At 43.8% G+C, this 19,281-nt stretch carries 20 protein-coding genes; 11 read left to right on the forward strand and 9 right to left on the reverse strand.

Features of this window, described 5'->3' with window-relative positions; genetic code table 11:
- The first annotated feature begins 148 nt into the window (after window positions 1-148).
- Window positions 149-2,008: a transglycosylase domain-containing protein gene (locus MKX49_RS23375; RefSeq protein WP_340877980.1), complete on the forward strand. Its 1,860-nt coding sequence runs from the start codon at window positions 149-151 to the stop codon at window positions 2,006-2,008.
- 512 nt (window positions 2,009-2,520) lie between these two features.
- On the opposite strand, the gene MKX49_RS23380 is transcribed toward MKX49_RS23375, so the two are convergent.
- Both MKX49_RS23380 and MKX49_RS23385 read right to left on the reverse strand, forming a co-directional pair.
- A protein-coding gene (locus MKX49_RS23380; protein WP_445670112.1) for an IS3 family transposase occupies window positions 2,521-3,869 on the reverse strand; the annotation gives its coding sequence in 2 pieces (ribosomal slippage) (window positions 2,521-3,389 and window positions 3,389-3,869; 1,350 coding nt in all).
- Window positions 3,870-3,965: 96 nt separating this feature from the next.
- On the reverse strand, window positions 3,966-4,538 hold the full coding sequence (locus tag MKX49_RS23385; protein ID WP_340877982.1) for a DUF5366 family protein: 573 nt from the start codon (window positions 4,536-4,538) through the stop codon (window positions 3,966-3,968).
- 319 nt (window positions 4,539-4,857) lie between these two features.
- Here MKX49_RS23385 and MKX49_RS23390 point away from each other — a divergent pair, with 319 nt between their 5' ends.
- Genes MKX49_RS23390 through mnhG form a run of 7 tightly spaced genes read left to right on the forward strand, consistent with a single transcriptional unit; the run spans window position 4,858 to window position 10,586 of the window.
- A complete protein-coding gene (locus MKX49_RS23390; protein WP_340877984.1) occupies window positions 4,858-7,263 on the forward strand; it encodes a Na+/H+ antiporter subunit A in 2,406 nt (801 codons plus the stop codon).
- Complete coding sequence (locus MKX49_RS23395; RefSeq protein WP_034310256.1) at window positions 7,260-7,682, forward strand: Na(+)/H(+) antiporter subunit B; 423 nt, start codon at window positions 7,260-7,262, stop codon at window positions 7,680-7,682. The genes MKX49_RS23390 and MKX49_RS23395 overlap by 4 nt, the downstream gene beginning before the upstream one ends.
- The gene (locus MKX49_RS23400; RefSeq protein WP_048687657.1) at window positions 7,682-8,023 is read left to right on the forward strand and encodes a Na(+)/H(+) antiporter subunit C; all 342 of its coding nucleotides are present in this window, start codon (window positions 7,682-7,684) and stop codon (window positions 8,021-8,023) included. The genes MKX49_RS23395 and MKX49_RS23400 overlap by 1 nt, the downstream gene beginning before the upstream one ends.
- Complete coding sequence (locus MKX49_RS23405; RefSeq protein ID WP_340877986.1) at window positions 8,016-9,497, forward strand: Na+/H+ antiporter subunit D; 1,482 nt, start codon at window positions 8,016-8,018, stop codon at window positions 9,495-9,497. Before MKX49_RS23400 ends, MKX49_RS23405 begins: the two co-directional genes overlap by 8 nt.
- Window positions 9,498-9,503: 6 nt before the next feature.
- Complete coding sequence (locus tag MKX49_RS23410) at window positions 9,504-9,980, forward strand: Na+/H+ antiporter subunit E (RefSeq protein WP_323596148.1); 477 nt, start codon at window positions 9,504-9,506, stop codon at window positions 9,978-9,980.
- 11 nt (window positions 9,981-9,991) lie between these two features.
- Complete coding sequence (locus MKX49_RS23415) at window positions 9,992-10,264, forward strand: Na(+)/H(+) antiporter subunit F1 (RefSeq protein WP_370023645.1); 273 nt, start codon at window positions 9,992-9,994, stop codon at window positions 10,262-10,264.
- Window positions 10,248-10,586, forward strand: coding sequence for a monovalent cation/H(+) antiporter subunit G (gene mnhG / locus MKX49_RS23420; RefSeq protein WP_048687653.1), 339 nt, complete (start codon window positions 10,248-10,250; stop codon window positions 10,584-10,586). Before MKX49_RS23415 ends, mnhG begins: the two co-directional genes overlap by 17 nt.
- A 53-nt stretch (window positions 10,587-10,639) precedes the next feature.
- Here the strand turns inward: mnhG and MKX49_RS23425 are convergent, their stop codons facing one another.
- From MKX49_RS23425 to MKX49_RS23450, 6 genes are all read right to left on the reverse strand, one after another.
- The gene (locus MKX49_RS23425; protein ID WP_289351272.1) at window positions 10,640-11,359 is read right to left on the reverse strand and encodes an MOSC domain-containing protein; all 720 of its coding nucleotides are present in this window, start codon (window positions 11,357-11,359) and stop codon (window positions 10,640-10,642) included.
- Window positions 11,360-11,453: 94 nt separating this feature from the next.
- Entirely contained in the window at window positions 11,454-11,852 is a 399-nt protein-coding gene (locus MKX49_RS23430) for a hotdog fold thioesterase (protein ID WP_340877989.1), read from the reverse strand.
- A 115-nt stretch (window positions 11,853-11,967) separates the two neighbouring features.
- The gene (locus MKX49_RS23435; protein WP_241592773.1) at window positions 11,968-12,531 is read right to left on the reverse strand and encodes a 5' nucleotidase, NT5C type; all 564 of its coding nucleotides are present in this window, start codon (window positions 12,529-12,531) and stop codon (window positions 11,968-11,970) included.
- Between the two features lie 15 nt (window positions 12,532-12,546).
- The gene (locus MKX49_RS23440) at window positions 12,547-13,644 is read right to left on the reverse strand and encodes an FAD-dependent monooxygenase (RefSeq protein ID WP_340877993.1); all 1,098 of its coding nucleotides are present in this window, start codon (window positions 13,642-13,644) and stop codon (window positions 12,547-12,549) included.
- Between the two features lie 23 nt (window positions 13,645-13,667).
- Window positions 13,668-14,762: a bifunctional diaminohydroxyphosphoribosylaminopyrimidine deaminase/5-amino-6-(5-phosphoribosylamino)uracil reductase RibD gene (gene ribD / locus MKX49_RS23445; protein WP_063595848.1), complete on the reverse strand. Its 1,095-nt coding sequence runs from the start codon at window positions 14,760-14,762 to the stop codon at window positions 13,668-13,670.
- Between the two features lie 13 nt (window positions 14,763-14,775).
- Window positions 14,776-15,525 (reverse strand): GTP cyclohydrolase II, encoded by a 750-nt coding sequence (locus tag MKX49_RS23450; protein ID WP_340877994.1) that lies wholly within the window; start codon window positions 15,523-15,525, stop codon window positions 14,776-14,778.
- Window positions 15,526-15,779: 254 nt separating this feature from the next.
- Here MKX49_RS23450 and MKX49_RS23455 point away from each other — a divergent pair, with 254 nt between their 5' ends.
- Entirely contained in the window at window positions 15,780-16,151 is a 372-nt protein-coding gene (locus MKX49_RS23455; RefSeq protein ID WP_048687647.1) for a hypothetical protein, read from the forward strand.
- Window positions 16,152-16,214: 63 nt separating this feature from the next.
- On the opposite strand, the gene MKX49_RS23460 is transcribed toward MKX49_RS23455, so the two are convergent.
- Entirely contained in the window at window positions 16,215-17,720 is a 1,506-nt protein-coding gene (locus MKX49_RS23460) for a leucyl aminopeptidase (RefSeq protein ID WP_340877995.1), read from the reverse strand.
- A gap of 271 nt (window positions 17,721-17,991) precedes the next feature.
- On the opposite strand from MKX49_RS23460, the gene MKX49_RS23465 reads away from it, so the two are divergent.
- Window positions 17,992-18,474, forward strand: coding sequence for a divergent PAP2 family protein (locus MKX49_RS23465; RefSeq protein ID WP_034310222.1), 483 nt, complete (start codon window positions 17,992-17,994; stop codon window positions 18,472-18,474).
- A gap of 9 nt (window positions 18,475-18,483) precedes the next feature.
- Window positions 18,484-19,272 carry a cobalamin-binding protein gene (locus tag MKX49_RS23470; protein WP_340877996.1) on the forward strand — a complete coding sequence of 263 codons (789 nt, stop codon included), beginning with the start codon at window positions 18,484-18,486 and terminating at the stop codon, window positions 19,270-19,272.
- Window positions 19,273-19,281: the final 9 nt, after the last annotated feature.

The raw sequence follows: 19,281 nt of genomic DNA on the forward strand, positions 1-19,281 counted from the left end.
ACCGCGCTCGCCGTCATACCTAATTTACCCAAAACTCTTTATTGTCTACCTTTTTTGGATTATGATGGATGAATGAACCAAAAGTACCATTTTTTCATTCCTTCATTCCAAGGACATACTAAAAATATATTAGTTAGGAAGTTGAACTATGCGCACGTATCTTGGCTATATCACGATTTCCCTCTTAGTTCCCGTATTGATCCTTTTCATTTTCCTTTCCAATCAGGAGTGGTCCTTAGCGCAATCTCCCTATCATGTACTCGACGAGCGGATTCCTGTTGAATCGATAGAACTGGCTCAGAATAGTTACATGAAGGCCGCAAATGGAAAGGTCATCAGTGAAATTTCCACTGGTGAGAAACGGACTTACTTAAAACTTGAAGACATCCCCCTTTTCCTGGAAAATCTGTTCATCGTTACAGAGGACCAGAAATTTTATGATCATGCAGGAATCGACCTATCCGGCATAAGCAGGGCGCTTCTTATCAATTCACAAAATAAAACAATCGAACAAGGCGGCAGTACCATTACCCAGCAACTGGCCAGGAATGTTTATCTATCACATGATAGGACATATAACCGAAAACTCAGCGAACTCATTTATGCCTATCAGATAGAGCGAAAAAAATCAAAACCGGAAATCATGGAGCTGTATTTGAATGCCATCTATTTCAGTAATGGAGCTTATGGAATCGAAGCTGCTTCCCAATATTATTTCAGTAAACCGACTGGAGAGTTAACCAAGGCGGAACTTGCCTTCCTTGCCGCAATCCCTAATAATCCGGAATACTATAATCCCCTTGAACATTTCGATGCGACGAAAAAGCGTCAGGAGAGAATGCTGGAACAAATGGTTGCCAATGGTGCTTTAGAACAGTCCGAGTACGAAAAGCTTATCAAAAGTACGATTAAATTAGACTTGTCCACCCCGGTCGACTTATATCCCGATTACGTGACATATGTTCATCAGGAATTGAAAAACCTGGTGGCATCCTCCGAGGGTCTCGACAAATCTCTGCAAAGCACTGATGTCGCTATACGTAAGAACGCGGAAGCCGAGTTGGATAAAAAGGTCAAAAAGCTTTTGAATTCCGGTGTAACCATCCATACCGCACTCGATACTAAACTGCAAACACAATCAAAGACTGCTGTACAATCAAAAATTGGTGTCAATGATATCGAGGGAGCTTTAGTGGTTATACAGCATCATACGCACGAGCTTGTCTCTTTGATTGGGGGAAAAGATTATAAAAAAAATTCTTTCAACCGGGCATACCAAAGCTATAGGCAGCCAGGGTCAGCGATTAAGCCGCTTCTCGATTATGCTCCCTATTTAGAAGAAACGGATGCTGACATCAATCAGCTCGTAAGCGGAGCAAGCTATTGCAGCAATAGCTATTGTCCAAAGAATTATAGCGGCGACAGCTATGGGATGGTCACACTTAGAACTGCCTTCGCTCAGTCCTATAACACACCCGCCATAAGACTCTTTGAAAAGACGGGGATGGAAACGAGTTTCAAGTACCTGGATACTTTCGACTTTAATAAGGTGAGCAAAAAAGACCACCATACGAGTTCGGCCATAGGCGGATTCGAATATGGCATGAGTCCCCTTGAACTCACAAATGCCTATACTTCCTTCCATGACGGAAACTATCAGCCAGCGCGTGCCATTACAAAAGTCACCGACCAAGAAGGTAAAGTCCTTTATAAATGGAAAGACCGCTCCAAGGAGATATGGAACAAACGCACCGTAGCCAAGATGCGGCAGCTGCTCCATGAAACAACCCTATCCGGAACAGCCCGCAAAGCCTACTTTCCTACAGATTATGTCGGCGGTAAAACCGGTACGACCAATGATGTCAAAGACATGTGGTTTGTCGGTCTGACAGCACACTATACTACAGGGGTTTGGATTGGAAGGGACAAGCCATCCAATCTACAATCCATTTATTCACATTCACCCCATCTATTGATTTGGAAAGATATCAGCCAGACTGCCGAGTGAAAAAAGAAGGTGCCGCAATGGCACCTTCTTAGTTTGTCAATAAAATGAGGTTCGGAATGGTCTCAATCCCTGACACGATTTGATCATGGAATTATTACCATGATTTTAAAACAAGACATGGTCTACTCTATGATTTGTTTTACAGGGGATGAAACCTCAATGGATTGAAAAAATTCGCGACACTCCTGGCGAATAACCAGCTAGCCAAGACAATGCTAGCCGCTTGCTTTGATATTATCCTGGTTGTCTACAGTCTGATGGCACCTTCCTGTTGTCGACAAAAGAAGTTCCATCTAAATGCTAAAACAAAGTTGATTGGAGCGGAAGGTACGAGACTCCTGCGGGAAAAGCGCGTCAAAGGGAGACCCCGCAGGCGCTGGCGCCGAGGAGGCTCCCGGACCGCCCGCGGAAAGCGAGTGCCTGGAGTGGAAATCAACCTTCTTACATTTCCTCAAAAAAACTGTAGGCAACTCATTATTGTTGATCTGACCCAATAAAGTTAGACATATAATTTAAGCAGCTTCTAAGACCTGAGTTCGGTATTCTATCGGACTCAGGTCTTTTAATTTTACCTTCATTCGTTTGTGGTTATAGTAATGAATATAATCATCTAATTCCTTTTCAAAGTGCTCCATACTTTCAAACTCTTGGAGATAAAGCAATTCAGACTTTAACAAGCCAAAAAAGTTTTCCATGACTGCGTTATCTAAACAATTTCCCTTACGGGACATGCTTTGTATAATGCGGGAATCTTTTAAGGTTTTTTGATACTTCTTCATTTGATAATGCCACCCTTGATCCGAATGGAGGATGACCGTATCTTCTGGTTTTAGGTGTTTAATCGCCTCATCTAACATATCTCCAACAAGTTTATAAACAGGCCGTTTCATCACTTTGTAGGCAATAATTTCACCATTACATAAATCAAGGATAGGGGATAAGTAACGTTTCTCCCCAAATAAATGAAATTCCGTTACGTCTGTTACCCATTTTTGATTCATTTTCTCGGCTTGAAAATCACGTTGTAAAATATGGGGGGCAATTCGACCAACACGCCCCTTATATGAACGATACTTTTTCATACGGACTAAACATTTTACGCCCATTTCATTCATGAGGCGGTTGATGGTCTTTGGATTGTGAGAAAACCCATATTTTTTTAACTCTTTTGTGATACGACGATAACCGTAACGTCCTTTATGTTCATGATAGATAGACTGAATAGTGGCTTTTACCTTCGAATACTTATCTTCTCGATTCAAGCGTTTTTCCCAATAATAGTACGTGCTACGTGGAATATCAGCGACTTTAATTAAGGCCACAACCTTATAAATGGACTTTAGTTCATAAATTACTTGCGCTTTGATTTTGGTTGTAATTTTTCCTGCATTTGAACTAAAGTATTTAACTTTTTTAAATACGCATTCTCCATTTCCAGTTGTTTAATTCGTTCTTCAAGCTCTTTAACCGAACCTTCAATTTGTTTGGATGGATTGATATCTTTTTTCATGGATGGTCTCCCCTTTTTCTTAGAAATTAGGGCATCTAATCCATAGGCATTAACATTTATTCTCCACGTCCGAATTAGCGCTGGAGATGAAATATTAAACCTTGCGGCTGCGTCGTAAGAAGATATACCCGTTTCATTCATATAATTAAGTACATCCATTTTAAACTCCGTAGAATAACTTGTATAGGATTTCTTAAATCCATCGGCTCCTTGAATTTGGTATAAACGAACCCATCCTTGAATCATTTGATAAGAAACTTCAAATATTTTCTGAAGATCCATATAGCTGTGCTTTCCTTCAAGGTAAAGTCGTACAATGAATATTTTCTGTTCGGCAGAAAAATTAGCCATAAAAAACACCCCGTAAATGTTAGTTTGGTGTCTAACATTTACGGGGCAGTTCATGTCTACATTCTGTAAGGTGCCGCAATGGCACCTTCTTTTTCGCTATATGGGAAGACTTGCAATGACGCTGTTATAGAGCTTCAATCCCGCATAAGCGACTATTGAAATCAGTGCCGTCCACACGAAGATTGGAAAGAAGACCAATCCCACTAGCCTCGACAAATTCAGGCTCGGGCTCAACTTATTGACAAAATAAATTAAAGCCACGACATTCGTCGCGATAAAGATCGACCCAAGCCCGAAGATGAATTGAACGCTGAACAATGAACAGGCACCGCCAATCACATAAATGACAGATCCCTTTCTTACACTGTTCAGGGCTTTACCCTCCGAATCCTTGGAAAAGAATAATAAAGACAGCTCCAATATCGTATCGGAGATCAGCTTCAATGCAGCAAAAACCCTGAAGAATAAAAGGAGCAATACGATCAGCAGCGCGAGCTTGATGCCGGCTTCAGAAAAGAATTCCAGCATCCCTTGGTAGATTCCCAAATTTCCAAATAACTTGAGCATTTGCATTTCCCCATAAATGGCAAATGAGAGGCTGAACAATAGGATTGAAATGATTGGTAAATAGCTAAATAAATAGGTGTTTTTCATGATTTCTCCATCCATGTGTCTTTTATCCTATATTATGCAAGATAATCCACGATTTCACAATGGATACTCTACTCATTCACCGTTGAAAAACTTTTTTTAATAAATTTTTCAGGACGTTTTCCCCTCCTTTTCTACCTATATATAAAACATCATTCAAGTTGGCCTTCACCGTTTTTAAAGCCATGCAAACCCACATAAATTGCGTTATACTTTTAAGCGAGGCAAGCATTCGATAAAAAAATACATATTCAACGAAGATTTCCTAACGTCTAGGATTGCGTGAAAAAAGCATAATAAGACGACTGACTTCGTTTTTTAAAAAAGGGGGGAGTTTATGTCTTTACTTCATTGGGCGGTATTATCACCGTTTCTATTAGCACTTATTGTACCAATATTGTACAAACTATTCCGACAAATACATACAGGTTGGTTTGTATTTATTTTACCGATTCTCCTTTTCACCTATTTTTCAAGGTTCATTTCCTTGACCAAACAAGGGGATATCGTTATGGAAAGCGCAACATGGATTCCTTCTCTCGGAATAGATGTTGATTTCTATGTCGATGGACTAGGGCTTTTGTTTGCCTTGCTCATTACAGGTATTGGTTCACTCGTCGTTCTTTATTCAATTTTCTATTTATCGAAGGAGAAAGAAAAGCTGAACCAATTTTACGTCTTCCTTTTGCTTTTCATGGGGGCGATGCTTGGTGTCGTCCTTTCCGATAATCTAATAGTCCTTTATTCGTTTTGGGAATTCACGAGTTTATCATCTTTTCTATTGATAGGATATTGGAATGAGAGGGAGCGTTCACGTTACGGGGCGCAGAAATCGCTGCTGATCACTGTGTTTGGAGGCTTAAGCATGCTTGGAGGCATCATTCTCCTTTCCATTATGGGGAACACATTCAGCATACGTGAATTGATTGCCCAAAGCGGGGAACTTATGGACCACTCGCTCTTCGTTCCTGCACTTTTGCTTGTGCTGCTTGGCGCGTTCACTAAATCCGCACAGTTCCCATTCCATATTTGGCTTCCTGACGCGATGGAAGCCCCTACTCCGGTCAGTGCTTACCTTCATTCCGCCACAATGGTCAAGGCTGGCATTTATTTGGTTGCCCGATTAAGCCCTGTTTTTGCAGAATCGGGATTATGGTTCTGGCTCGTTTCGATCGCCGGATTGATCACCCTGTTCTGGGGCTCATTCTCTGCAATCAAGCAGACTGATTTGAAGGGGATTCTCGCTTTTTCCACCATCAGTCAGCTCGGATTGATCATGTCGCTTTTGGGACTTGGTGCTGCGGCACTCCACTATGAAACGTTGGGGGAAAATATATACTTGGCAGCCACGGTTGCAGCAGTATTCCACTTGATTAATCATGCGACCTTTAAAGGGAGCCTATTCATGGTTGCAGGCATCATTGATCATGAAACCGGTACGCGTGATATCAGAAAGCTTGGCGGATTGATGCAGTTGATGCCAATCACTTTCACCGTCGCTGTGATAGGTGCTTTTTCAATGGCTGGACTTCCGCCCTTCAATGGTTTTTTGAGCAAGGAAATGTTCCTGGCCAGCATGGTGAATGTATTGGAATTGGATATCTTCAATATGGAGACATGGGGGGTCCTGTTCCCTGTGGTTGCATGGGTAGCCAGTGTATTCACTTTTATTTATAGCATGATTGTCGTGCTCAAACCCTTTACAGGCAAACTTCAGTTACAACTTTTGGAAAAAAAGCCCCACGAGGCACCGGTCGGGATGCTGATATCCCCGATCATCCTTGCTTCGTTGGTCATCGTTTTCGGTATTTTTCCAAACTTGCTGTCTTCATCCATCATTAAACCAGCAGTAGCCGGCATACAGCCAAGCTTGGCGGGACCGGATTTCCAAGTCCATATCGCCTTCTGGCATGGATTCGAACCTGAAGTATGGATGACCATCGGCATCATAGCATTTGGAATTCTATTATACAAAACGCTTCCGAAGTGGCAGAAAGTCACTCAGTGGATTCCTGAACGCATCTCCCTGAATGCTTTGTATGATAACGGGGTAAGAGGGCTCGAACGTTCAGCATCCTTCGTCATGAAAGTATTAATGACAGGTTCGATTCGGACATATCTGCTTTCAATCTTCCTTTTCTTCATTCTTTCCTTGGGCTTTACGCTCTATTGGAAGGATGCATTTAAATTGGATGCAGGGAATTTTGCCCCGATCGGCATATATGAATTGGTATTAGCCGGAATCATCGTGATTGGCTCGGTCGCCATTCTGTTTGCAAGATCCCGTTTAACTTCCATTATCATCTTAGGAGCCGTCGGTTATACGATTTCCCTATTTTTCGTTTTGCTGCGGGCACCGGATTTAGCCTTGACTCAACTAGTCATCGAAACGATTTCGGTATCGCTGTTTTTGCTCTGTTTCTTCCACCTCCCGTTAATGGCAAGCAGAAAGGAAGAACGGATGACGTTCAAGTTGAATAATGCCATGATATCCATTGGTGTAGGAGTCATCGTCACATTGATCGCCTTATCGGCACATAGCAATAAACTATTTGATTCCATATCCAGTTACTATCTTGAAAATGCTTATAAGGAGGCAGGCGGGAAAAACGTCGTAAATGTCATTCTCGTTGACTTCCGCGGACTTGATACGATGTTTGAAATCACTGTCCTTTCCATCGCTGCGCTCGGAATATTCGCGATGATCAAATTGCGTTTGACAGGGGGGAAAGATAAATCATGAAGCAAAATGACCTGATTCTCCAAACGGTTACGAAAGTCGCCGCCTTTGTTATCTTGCTGTTTGCGGTAGCCATCTTTTTAGGCGGGCATTATTCGCCAGGCGGCGGGTTTGTCGGCGGTTTAATGACTTCAGCCGCCATAGTCCTGCTGTTGCTCGCTTTCGACATTAAAACCGTCACCGGCATTTTGCCGATTGACTATAAGTTAATGATCGGTTCAGGCCTGTTCATATCAAGCCTGACCGTGGCCGGTGGGCTGGTGTTCGGGGTGCCCCTCATGACACATGTTTATCAATATGTTGATTTACCGCTTCTTGGGCACATCTCGCTTCATACCGCGGTACTTTTTGATCTGGGTGTTTATCTTGTGGTTGTTGGTGTAACGATGACCATTATTCAAACGATAGGGGAGAGTGAATAATGGAACTTTTAATGGCATTTGTCATTGGAATACTATTTATGTGTGCGACCTATTTAATGCTTTCCAAAAGCATTTTAAGAATCATAATCGGTACCGGGCTGCTCAGTCACGGCGCCCACCTTTTGATTTTGACGATGGGCGGTTTGAAAGGCGGTTCCGTTCCATTGCTGAGTGATGAAGCTGCATCCTATGTCGATCCGCTTCCGCAAGCGCTTATCTTGACGGCGATCGTCATCAGTTTCGGCGTCACATCATTTCTGCTGGTACTGGCTTATCGGACCTACCAGGAACTCGGTACGGATGACATGGAAGAAATGAGAGGTACGGAAACGAATGAATAATCTTACTTTCATGCCTGTTTTATGGCCGCTTTTCACAGGCATCCTGCTCATATTCTTTGCAAAAAAAATCAAGCTGCAAAGAGGGATATCGCTTTTTTCCTCTCTTATCGGAATTGTAATTTCCCTTTATCTAGTGTTTACGGTCCATAATCAAGGCATCTTGACTTTAGGCGTCGGAAGCTGGGAGGCGCCATTCGGGATCGTGATCGTCGCAGATATGCTATCTTCGCTGCTCGTACTGACCACGAATATCATTGGATTGGCCATACTGCTTTACTCGTTTTACTCCATAGGGGAAGAACGTGAAAGACATTATTACTATCCTGTATTCCAATTTTTACTGATCGGGGTAAACGGTGCCTTCCTTACGGGGGATCTTTTCAATCTATTCGTATTCTTCGAAGTCATGCTGATGGCTTCCTACGTGCTGCTTGTACTGGGAGGGACGAAAATCCAGCTGAGGGAATCATTGAAGTATATCATCGTCAATGTACTATCCTCTTCCTTTTTCGTCATCATGGTGGCTTATCTTTATTCAGTCGTAGGAACATTGAACATGGCGGACATCAGTCAAAGGATAACGGAAGTCAACCAGCCTGGAATCATCTCGGTGATAGCGATTGGCTTTCTGATCGTCTTCGGTTTGAAGGGAGCCATTTTCCCGCTTTTCCAATGGCTGCCTGGTTCTTATTATGCTCCGCCCATTCCAGTGATGGCTCTATTCGGGGCATTGCTGACAAAGGTCGGGATCTATTCCATTTTCCGGACCTATACACTGATGTTTTATCATGACCAGGATTTCACCCATACATTCCTTGCGATACTTGCAATCTTGACCATTATCATCGGTGTCATTGGTGCGATAGCTTATTGGGATGTAAAAAAAATCATCATTTACAATATCATCATCGCCGTCGGGGTTATTCTATACGGCATCTCCATCATGAATGAACAGGCTTTATCGGGTTCCATTCTATATATCATTCATGACATGCTGATCAAGGCTGCACTCTTCCTGCTGGTTGGCATCATGATCAAAATCAGCGGATCGGATGATTTACGGGACATGGGCGGCTTGATCAAGCAATACCCTGCCGTTGCATGGACCTTCTTCATAGCGGCCATATCATTGGCGGGAATCCCGCCGTTCAGCGGTTTTGCCGGCAAGCTCCTTATTCTTCAGGGAGCTGCAGAAAAAGGGGCATACTTGGGAATGGCCGTTGTCTTAATTTCAAGCTTGATGGTCCTGTATTCCGTCATAAAAATATTCATGCATGGCTTTTGGGGAACTCCAAAAGCTGATTATGCCTTAACTAATGGAAAGGTCAATAAAATGCTGGTTCCGGCAGTCCTCCTCGTCATCATTTCCGTTTTATTCGGAATAGGGACAGAATCGGTTTACCCATACATTACACAAGCTGTAGATTCATTAATGAATCCCGAAATCTATAACAAAGCGGTTTTAAAGGAGTAGTGCCTGATGTCATTCCAAATTTTACTGAATGTGTTCCTTGCGTTTATCTGGATGTTTTTAAAAAATGAGTTTAACGGGAGCACTTTTATCATCGGATATATATTGGGGCTCGGCATCATGTTCGTCTTCCGTCATTTTTTCAATGATCGTTTTTACTTGAAAAGGGTGAATGCCGTCGTTCTATTGCTGCTCATATTCGCAAGGGAACTCATACTTTCCAACATTAGCGTCCTTAAGGCCGTGCTTAAACCGAGCCTGGATATGAAGCCTGGCATATTCGCATTTGAAACCGTGCTGACCAAGGATTGGGAAATTACGATACTATCGAATTTAATTACACTTACACCAGGAACACTTGTCGTTGAAGTATCGGAAGATAATCGGACTCTTTATATCCACGCGATGGATATTGCCGACAAGGAAGAGGCTGTGGACAGCATTAAAAATACATTTGAAAAAGCGATTATGGAGGTGGGCAAATAATGTTCGATCTAATGCTTAAAATCGCGTTGCTCGGTGTTTCACTTTCCATGATTGGATTCTTATACCGTTTAATCAAAGGGCCTTCCGTACCGGATCGGGTCATCGCACTCGATGCAATGGGAATAAATCTTATCGCGATCGTTGCACTTGCCTCCATTGTCATGGATACAAGTGCATATCTGGAAGCCATTCTTCTGCTCGGAATCCTATCTTTCATCGGTACGGTCGCTTTCGCCAAATTCCTTGAGAAAGGGGAGATAATCGAAGATGACCGCAATCGTTGAAATCCTATCGGCCCTATTCCTATTAATGGGAGTCTTTCTCTTTTTAGTCTCGGCTTTCGGCATCATCCGGCTGCCCGACGTCTATACAAGAAATCACGCTGCCTCAAAAAGCTCGACACTTGGAATCATGTTCATCCTGATCGGCACCTTGTTATATTTTTATTATAAACATAGCCATTTCGATTTCCGGGTCGTGCTCGCGATCATCTTCATCTTCATGACCAGTCCTGTTGCCGGACATTTAATCATGCGCTCGGCTTATCATACGGGTGTAAAAATGTGGGATCGGAGTGTCCAGGATGATTTAAAGAAAACCCGGTGATCCCTGCCATTGAAAAAGAGCTGCCCTGATTACAGGAGCAGCTCTTTTCTGTTTCAATCTTTTAAAAATACCTGGTCGCCCACTCTGATTTCACCTGTTTGCATGACCGAGGCATATACGCCAAAATGATTTTCCCTTTCCTTGACGACAGTTTTCAGCAGTGATGGATCTCTATGTGAATCGCTTGGATCGACAGTTATGATCATACAGCGCTCACAATGCCTTTTGATCTCCAATTCCACTTCATTTCCGATTAGAATCCTTTTTCCGAACCATTGCTCTTCTAAAAAGGGGGTTTTATTCACTAAGGATATAATCAAATTTTGCCTGAATCTCCTGCCATCCAGTTCTTTTCCCCAAAGCTTGGTCAATTCGCCAATCGAGGCATCACTGACAAGCAGGATGTTTTCTTCTTCAATCGCACCTAACGGAATATGTGCAGGATGATAAACAACCGGTTCTGCCTCCTGTTTCAACAACCTTTCCATTTCCTGCTGAAAGGCTCCCTCTCCCCATGTCAAAACGTTTCCTGAAGGGGTCTTCACTTGGATTTCCGGATATTGGTCAAGTGCTTCCTCACCAGAAAAAGCAGCTTGATAACGGACCATTTCCGGGACTTGGGTTATCGTCAGGAACTTCCCATTTTTGCCTTTAAAGGCATGGCTGCGATCTCCATATAGTCCATAGTCCATCACCTTCGTTTTCTGTACCTGTTCACCAGTGAATGATTTTACAGGATGACGGGTGATTTCTTGTATATGACCCACCAGCATAAAAAAACCTCTTTTCATACAATAGTCTTCTGCCATATTATACGTAAACCGAATAATGTAGAATCATTGCGCCAATTTACGTTGTTCTTTTGATTCACTTTGACTTCGGTAAGTCGATAACGGCCAATGTACAGCGTGAAATGCAGATAAGATGATCCTCTTCATCACGGATCTTCACGTCCCACACCATCGTCGTCTTCCCGCGATGGATGATGTTCCCCTCCGCGGTAACAACACCTGAACGGACGCCCCTAATATGATTGGCATTGATTTCAAGGCCGACGACAGCTTGTTTTGTACTATCTACCAGCATCATCCCTCCAAAGCTTGCAACGGATTCCGCAAGCGCAACGGACGCTCCACCATGCAATAAACCATACGGCTGCCTAGTACGTTCATCCACAGGCATCGTCGCAATGACTTTCCCCTCGCCGACTTCTTTCATTTCAATCCCAAGCGTGCCTATCAATGACTTTTCAATATTTCTCTCCATCCCATTACCCCCGACTCTCTTGTTTTTTTAGCAAAAAATGAACCGCTATTCATATTAGTATACAAAAAAAGGATGACCCAAGTCTATCAAGTCATCCGTCAATCATGTAAATGTATTATTTGGAGAGGATTTCTTTTAATTCATACCAGCTTGTCAGTCTTGGAATATCCAATTCCCTGTTATAGGAGTTATCCATTGCATACACTTTCGTTGGAATATCCAATAACGTTTCCAGCACCGCCGGTTTATCATCAAAATAATAATCCAATTCCAATTTGCGGATCGTATCAATTTTTTCATGATCCTTCATCCCGCAGTAAAAATGGTCATCCTTAACCGGAAAGCCGTTTTCGATCAGCCATTTTTTCGTCCGTTCACCATGCTCCGCTTTTCTGGCGGTAATGTAATAGATTTCGTGGCCATCGCGTTCAAGCTCCTGCAGCGTTTCCACTGCGCCCTCGAAGGCTGGACAGGATGAATAATACACTTCATCGGCCAGGCTGTTCCACATCTTGCCCCCAGCCTCTTTATCAAGCCCGAAAGCTTCATGGATCTCCAACGTCTTTAAAGCCCTGAATTTCGTTAACTCTATGTTCGTATTAAGCTTTTCATTATAAAGATGGAACGCGAACTCCCTCAAGTTAATAAGGGTATCGTCAATATCAAAACCGAATTTCATATCCTTCACTCCTATTCAAACATAAGCGGCGGCAAACTGTGATGCGAAGGACATCTCCTTGTCCACCTGAACGGCCTGTAATCTTTCAATCTCGGCTTTTCTTTTTGGCTCAGCCATTTTAAGTCCAAGGAAGCCAGTATCCCCCTGCAGGATGCATCCAGAAATAAGCTCGGCCAATATATCGGCATCCTTCATGGCACAATTGAGTCCGAACGCACCTGTAGGCGTCATCGTATGGGCTGCATCACCTAATAAAGCAACGCCATCCTTTGTCCACGTTTCACAATAGCTGCTGTAAACATCCAATAAAATGAAGTCCTGCCAAGAGCGGATATTTTCACACACAACCTTTTTTAATTCAGGAAAGGCAAGAAGCAAATCTTCAATGAACGGTTCAAAATGCTGTTTTCGCAAATGGGGAAATGAACCATGCTCTATATTCCAGCCAATTTGGATGAAACCTCCGGCCTGGGTGAAGAGGGCAACCTGGGAGCCATTGACCAATGCCATCTTGATCGAAGGCCTCCACCCCTCCGGAGCAGGAATTTTTGCCCACAGTAAATCATAGCCATGATCTTTAATCTCGACTGGTATTCCCGCTTTTTTTCGAACGATGGAAAACCTGCCGTCCGCTCCGATTATCAATGGACTTTGCACTTCAAGGTCATTCCCGCCATTACGGGCCTTGACACCCGTAAAACGGCCCATTTCATTCTGCATCAAGCCGGTAACCCTCGTATTCATCATCAATTGAAAGGAATCCAGCTTTTCGGCCTCATTCAATATGGCTGTAAGCAGATGGTTTTGAGGGACATGTATCCCAACATGATCGACAGGCCATTCTGGGAAAATGATTTTGAATATTTGGCCGTCATGCCAATATTCAATTTGTTCCATCCTAAGCAAGCCAAGTTTTTCCACACTATTGAATAAACCGTGCTTTTTAAGAATGCCCACTCCTTCATCATTCAAGAACTCGCCCCTGAACTCCCTTGAAACTTCAGGATGCCTTTCAAGCAATACGACTGAAATGTCCTGCTTGGCCAATAGGTAAGCCAGCAGGGCACCTCCAGGACCTGAACCGACTATGCATACATCTGATTTAACCTTCATGCCTCTTCACCTGTTGTCTATTTTTATTTAGGATAAGCCGTGATGCGTATGTCCTCACCAAACGTTTCCACGCCAGAGAAGGAAACATCCATCGCTTCATCCATCGTATCCACATTCATGCCAGTATACGGTGTTAGTGAGTTTCTACCGCCCAATAGTTTAGGGGCTATATAAATCAAGTATTTATCGATGAGCCCTTCCCTAAGGAATGAGGCATTCACTTCGCTTCCGCCTTCCAGCAAGACATCCGTAATCCCCTTTTTATACAGCTCTTCCATTAATGCCTTTAGATTCAGTCCAGTCTCGTTTTTGGGGACGAAAATGAATTCAATCCCTTTTTCACGTAAAAGGTCCATTTTATCCGCAGGTGCATTTTCCTGCGTCACGATCAAGGTCTTCGCATCTGATACTTGTACAACTTTGGCATCCAACGGAACCCGTAATTCACTGTCTAAAATGATCCGGATCGGATTTTTCCCTCCGCCCTCCGGAAGTCTGGTCGTCAGTGATGGATCATCGGCCAACACAGTCCCGATACCAACTAGGATGGCATCCACCTCATCACGAAGCAAATGAACGGAATGACGTGAGTCTTCTCCTGTTATCCACTTTGAATGGCCTGTGTGGGTTGCAAGTTTTCCATCGAGTGTCATCGCATACTTCGATATGACAAATGGACGATCCGTCAGCATATTGTGAATGAAACGCTCATTCAGCCTTTGAGCTTCCTTTTCCAGGACGCCGACTTCGACTTCAATGCCTGCATCCTTTATGATCGATATCCCTCTGCCGGCCACTTCCGGATTCGGATCTTGAGTCGCAACCACCACTCGCCGGACACCTGATTCTCTCACCAAATTTGCACAAGGAGGCGTCTTTCCATAATGGGAACAAGGCTCAAGAGTCACATAAAGCGTTGCACCTTCTGCATACTCACCCGCCATTTTGAAAGCATGTACTTCCGCATGCGGTTCACCCGCTTTACGGTGGATCCCTGTCCCGGCTATCACACCGTCTTTCACTATGACTGCCCCGACCACTGGATTTGGATTCGTCTTTCCTTTAGCACTGGCTGCCAAATCCAGTGCCAGCTTCATGTAATATTGATCATCATTCATTCTATAGCTCTCCTTATACAATCAAAGTTGGCTTCTTTTTGGGAATATGTCCAGACTTCTTAACCTTTGTATCGAGATAGAAACTATTATCCTCCGTCAAACCGCCCCAAAGCGGAATATGGTCCTTTGCCGCAAGTCCATGCTTCATGAGGGCATCCAGCTTTTTGGGGTTGTTCGTGATTAAAGTCACCGGATCCTTACGCAGTTCCCTCAATACGCGAATGGCTCCCTCGTAAGATCGCGTATCGTCTTCGAATCCTAAAGCCTCATTCGCCTCGACCGTGTCATAACCTTCCTGCTGAAGCAAATAGGCAAGGGATTTGGAAAACAGGCCAATCCCTCTTCCTTCATGGTCCGCAAGGTAAAAAATGGCCCCGCACCCATGCTCGGCTATCATCTTCATCGATTGGTGGAGCTGGTAGCCGCAATCACAGCGTTTACTGCCGAAGATATCACCTGTGTGGCAGATGCTATGCATCCGGACAAGTGCATCCTCCGACTTTTTAAAATCACCATAAACCAATACGGAGGATTGCTGTCCAAAAGCGAGGTTCGCTTCCGAAAGCGAATCAAGCACCGTATCCTTTTCATTATCCGCGCCTTCAAGCTGAAGCCATGTATACCATTGGAAAACCGTTGAGAAATCTCCTTGTTCAACCGGCAGGTTCACAGGTCCCACAAGGCATATATCAGCTTTACCGGGGGTTTTGATGATATTCATTTTATCTATTAAAAGGTCTTTTGTTTCCTGGGTTATTTTCATGTTAACATCACCTATTTTATAATTTATAGTGTGTCTTCTCCTTACTTTAGGTAAGTAAGTATATTACTATACACTATACCTGTCAATGAAGCAGTTTACAAATAATAGTGTGTCTTTGATCATAATTTTCAAGAAGTTTTTTTGCAGAAAAAGGTCATTCACAAACCGCTATCATATCGGCTGGCCTTTATACATATTTTAACGTATAACGAAAACCTGTCTATAGACAGACCTAATGAAAGGAAGGAAACCTTTTGGAGGATTTCCCTTATTTTTTATATGATCCTATCTTATTTCCGCCTCACGCCAGGAATCGGCCATTGCGTCCCTACTCGGCACCCAATCCAGATCTGCTAGTCAAATCGGCAAAGACCTCGCAATCTTTGATGCTTGATGTAAAAAAAGTCATGGATACCATAGCCACATCCAAGCCTTTCTCGAACCGGTTGATGACTGCTGCCCAAGCATCGCAAAAAAATGTCGTGATCGATATGATCCGAAAGATAGGAATTAAGAACGAACCTGATATCACGTATAACCCCGATGGTATCCGTTTTGATTTCTATCCTAAAGAAGGGGAAGAAAATTGCCATATCATCGTCAGCTTGAAATGGAGGGATGCATAACGACCATCCAACACCTTTTTGGTAAAAAAACCGAAGCCTATTTTCGGCTTCGGATATTTGGGTTCATCTAGTCTTCGTTTCAAAGGTTTCAACCAATAGTGCAAGCGTGCGTGCCATGACACCGGTAGCCCCCGATGTGCACAATTCGGAGTTGCTCGAGGTTGTGGAAGTTCCGGCAATATCCAGATGGACCCACGGAGTGTCTTCGGCAAATTCACCGATGAAGGCGCCGCCCATGATCGCATGTCCCGCCCCTCCAGGTGAATTATTCAAATCCGCCATTTTACTATTGCGTACCCGCTCTTTATCCTTTTCCGTAATCGGCAATCTCCAAATGGGCTCCCCTGCCTCCTCTGAGGCTTTGACCACTTGTTCATAGAACTCCGTGTCATTTGTCATTGCACCCGTCATATCCATGCCCAGCGCCGTTATGACACCACCCGTTAATGTGGCAACGTCAATAAGATAGTCAGCACCATGATGTTTAGCGTAAGTCATGGCATCCGCCAAAACCAGACGGCCTTCCGCATCCGTGTTCAATACCTCTATCGTCTTGCCGCTCATGGCAGTGATCACGTCATCGGGCTTGAATGCATCGCCGCTGATCATGTTATCGGTGGAAGGAATGACCGCCACGACATTTTGGTCGGGTCCCAATTCGCCGATGATTTCCATTGCACCTAAAACGGCTGCCGCACCGCCCATATCCGTCTTCATTCCAACGATACCAGCCTTCGTTTTCAATGAGTATCCACCCGTATCGAATGTGATTCCTTTACCGACCAACCCGATAACATCCTTCCATTCATCCTTACCTTGATACTTCAGGACGATCATTTTCGGAGGCTCGACCGAACCTTTATTGACAGCAAGGAGTGCGCCCATTCCCAGCTTGAGCATGTCTTCCTTCTCGAGGATCTCCACTTCAAAACCATAACGTTCGCCCAAGGCAGATGAATAATTCGCCAAATCCGTGGAAGTCAGCAAATTGCCTGGTGTATTGACCAAAGTTCTCGCTGAGTTCGTCGCCCTTCCGAAGATCCTCCCTACATGAAGCGCGGCACCGACCTCTTCTTGATCAAATTCACTGTACACCGTAATCGATTCAAGGCTTTTTTCGACCTGGTTCGATTTTTGCTTGTATCCGTCAAACTTATAGGAAGCAAGTTCAAAAGCCTCGGAACAAGCGTGCGCTGCGTCCAATGCATCCAGATTTTCAGTCGTGAATGTATCCAACGCGATCGAAAGTGTCGTAATCTTTGATTCATTAATCGTCTTACGCGCTTTTCCCAACGCTTCGCGGAGCGTTTCAAAAGATAGCTCCTTTTCCTTGCCCAATCCTACAAAAATCAATCTCTTTACGCTTAATTTACCTAATGTATGTATTTTGACCACTGATTTTTTCTTGGAAGAAATTTCCCCGGCTTTCACTAACTCTGTCAGCTGGCCATCCAATCGTTCATCCGCTTCTTTTCCTATCCCTGTGAACTTTACGGGTCTGTCAAATACGCCTAGAATCAGGCATTCATCAATCAAATCTATATTTATGGAATTTTTTACTGTGAACATTCTGCTACCTCCTCCATTCTATTACATTCATTATAACGAAATCTTCAAAAATTTTCGAATAAGGTCCGCGAAAATAATAATAACAAGGTATATTGTTTAGAATGGGTGACTTTAGAGTAATAGTATAAGAAAGATCATATTTATACTATTACCAGCAGGGAATAGACAGGACTGAATGGAACTAATAATAAGGGCCTTATTCCGAACAGGATGTAATTTACCCATATATGGATTTCATCTTTACTTATAACTAGAAAGAAGGCTGATACTCTTGGAATTATTACTCAACTTCCCTTTAATCGCAGCATTGATTGCCATTTTCTTTGCTCAATTCATTAAAGTGCCCATCCACTTCATAGCATTTCGTAAAGTCAACTGGTCACTCATTAACTCCACAGGCGGTATGCCAAGCTCCCACTCTGCGGCCGTGTCAGCCCTGACCGTAGCGGTAGGGATCGAAACCGGAATGGATTCCCCTGTATTTGCCGTTGCCGCGATCTTTGCAATCATCACGATGTTCGACGCGACAGGAGTGAGACGGCAGGCAGGAGAACAGGCAGCCGTCTTGAACCAGCTCGTTACCGACTTCAATACCTTTGTCGAGCAAGCAAAGAACTGGCAGAAAAAAGCAGATAAACAGAAACAGCAGCAATTAAAGGAACTGTTGGGCCATAAGCCAATCGAGGTATTTTTCGGAGCCTTGACCGGAGTATTCATTGCATTGGCACTTCACTTTTTCATCTTTCAAGGGTAGGTGTTCAATTTGAAAATAATCTCTCTTTGCCCCAGCAATACGGAACTATGCACATATCTTGGAATCGAAGATCAGCTGATCGCCATCGATGACTACTCTGATTGGCCTGAAACCATACAGCATCTTCCTAAAGTGGGGCCCGACTTATCGATCGATATCGATCATGTGGAATCACTAAAACCCGATTTGGTGCTGGCTTCACTGAGTGTACCGGGCATGGAAAAAAACATTGAGGGGCTAAAGGAACGGAACATCCCCCATATCATCTTCAACCCGCAATCACTTGAAGATATCGCAAAAGATTTACTGACCTTGGGCGAGGCGATGGATCTTAAGGAAAAAGCAGAGGAACAGGCTGCCAAATTCCGTGATGCCATCCTTCAATATAAAAAGATCGCAGACAAAATCGAAACAAAGCCGTCCCTGTATTGGGAATGGTGGCCTAATCCCTTATTCAGCCCCGGGGGAGTTAATTGGTTATCCGAGATCAGTACGCTTGCGGGAGGATATAACCTTTTCGAAGATGTCGACATGGCAAGCATTCAAGTTACTTCCGAGCAGGTCCAAAAAAAGGATCCCGACCATATTTGCTTAGCTTGGGTCGGTGTCCCTTTACGAAAAGTAAACCCGGCGCTTGTCAAGAAACGGCAAGGGTGGACTGATATGAAGGCCGTCCGGAATAACCATATTCACATCATGGAAGAACCTTTATTCTGCCGGCCTTCCCCGCGTTTACTGGATGGACTGTCCATATTGGCCAAGACTCTGCATCCTGAAGCCTACAAAGGCATGCCCTAAGTGCGTCCT

This window comes from Peribacillus sp. FSL M8-0224, from assembly GCF_038003055.1.
In the GTDB taxonomy this organism is placed as follows: domain Bacteria; phylum Bacillota; class Bacilli; order Bacillales; family DSM-1321; genus Peribacillus; species Peribacillus frigoritolerans.

Bases quoted from the DNA above. Each gene is read 5' to 3' on its own strand.
- MKX49_RS23375 (WP_340877980.1), top strand. From the start codon at position 149: ATGCGCACGTATCTTGGCTATATCACGATTTCCCTCTTAGTTCCCGTA.
- MKX49_RS23385 (WP_340877982.1), bottom strand. From the start codon at position 4,538: ATGGATGGAGAAATCATGAAAAACACCTATTTATTTAGCTATTTACCA.
- MKX49_RS23390 (WP_340877984.1), top strand. From the start codon at position 4,858: ATGTCTTTACTTCATTGGGCGGTATTATCACCGTTTCTATTAGCACTT.
- MKX49_RS23395 (WP_034310256.1), top strand. From the start codon at position 7,260: ATGAAGCAAAATGACCTGATTCTCCAAACGGTTACGAAAGTCGCCGCC.
- MKX49_RS23400 (WP_048687657.1), top strand. From the start codon at position 7,682: ATGGAACTTTTAATGGCATTTGTCATTGGAATACTATTTATGTGTGCG.
- MKX49_RS23405 (WP_340877986.1), top strand. From the start codon at position 8,016: ATGAATAATCTTACTTTCATGCCTGTTTTATGGCCGCTTTTCACAGGC.
- MKX49_RS23410 (WP_323596148.1), top strand. From the start codon at position 9,504: ATGTCATTCCAAATTTTACTGAATGTGTTCCTTGCGTTTATCTGGATG.
- MKX49_RS23415 (WP_370023645.1), top strand. From the start codon at position 9,992: ATGCTTAAAATCGCGTTGCTCGGTGTTTCACTTTCCATGATTGGATTC.
- mnhG (WP_048687653.1), top strand. From the start codon at position 10,248: ATGACCGCAATCGTTGAAATCCTATCGGCCCTATTCCTATTAATGGGA.
- MKX49_RS23425 (WP_289351272.1), bottom strand. From the start codon at position 11,359: ATGCTGGTGGGTCATATACAAGAAATCACCCGTCATCCTGTAAAATCA.
- MKX49_RS23430 (WP_340877989.1), bottom strand. From the start codon at position 11,852: ATGGAGAGAAATATTGAAAAGTCATTGATAGGCACGCTTGGGATTGAA.
- MKX49_RS23435 (WP_241592773.1), bottom strand. From the start codon at position 12,531: ATGAAATTCGGTTTTGATATTGACGATACCCTTATTAACTTGAGGGAG.
- MKX49_RS23440 (WP_340877993.1), bottom strand. From the start codon at position 13,644: ATGAAGGTTAAATCAGATGTATGCATAGTCGGTTCAGGTCCTGGAGGT.
- ribD (WP_063595848.1), bottom strand. From the start codon at position 14,762: ATGAATGATGATCAATATTACATGAAGCTGGCACTGGATTTGGCAGCC.
- MKX49_RS23450 (WP_340877994.1), bottom strand. From the start codon at position 15,525: ATGAAAATAACCCAGGAAACAAAAGACCTTTTAATAGATAAAATGAAT.
- MKX49_RS23460 (WP_340877995.1), bottom strand. From the start codon at position 17,720: ATGTTCACAGTAAAAAATTCCATAAATATAGATTTGATTGATGAATGC.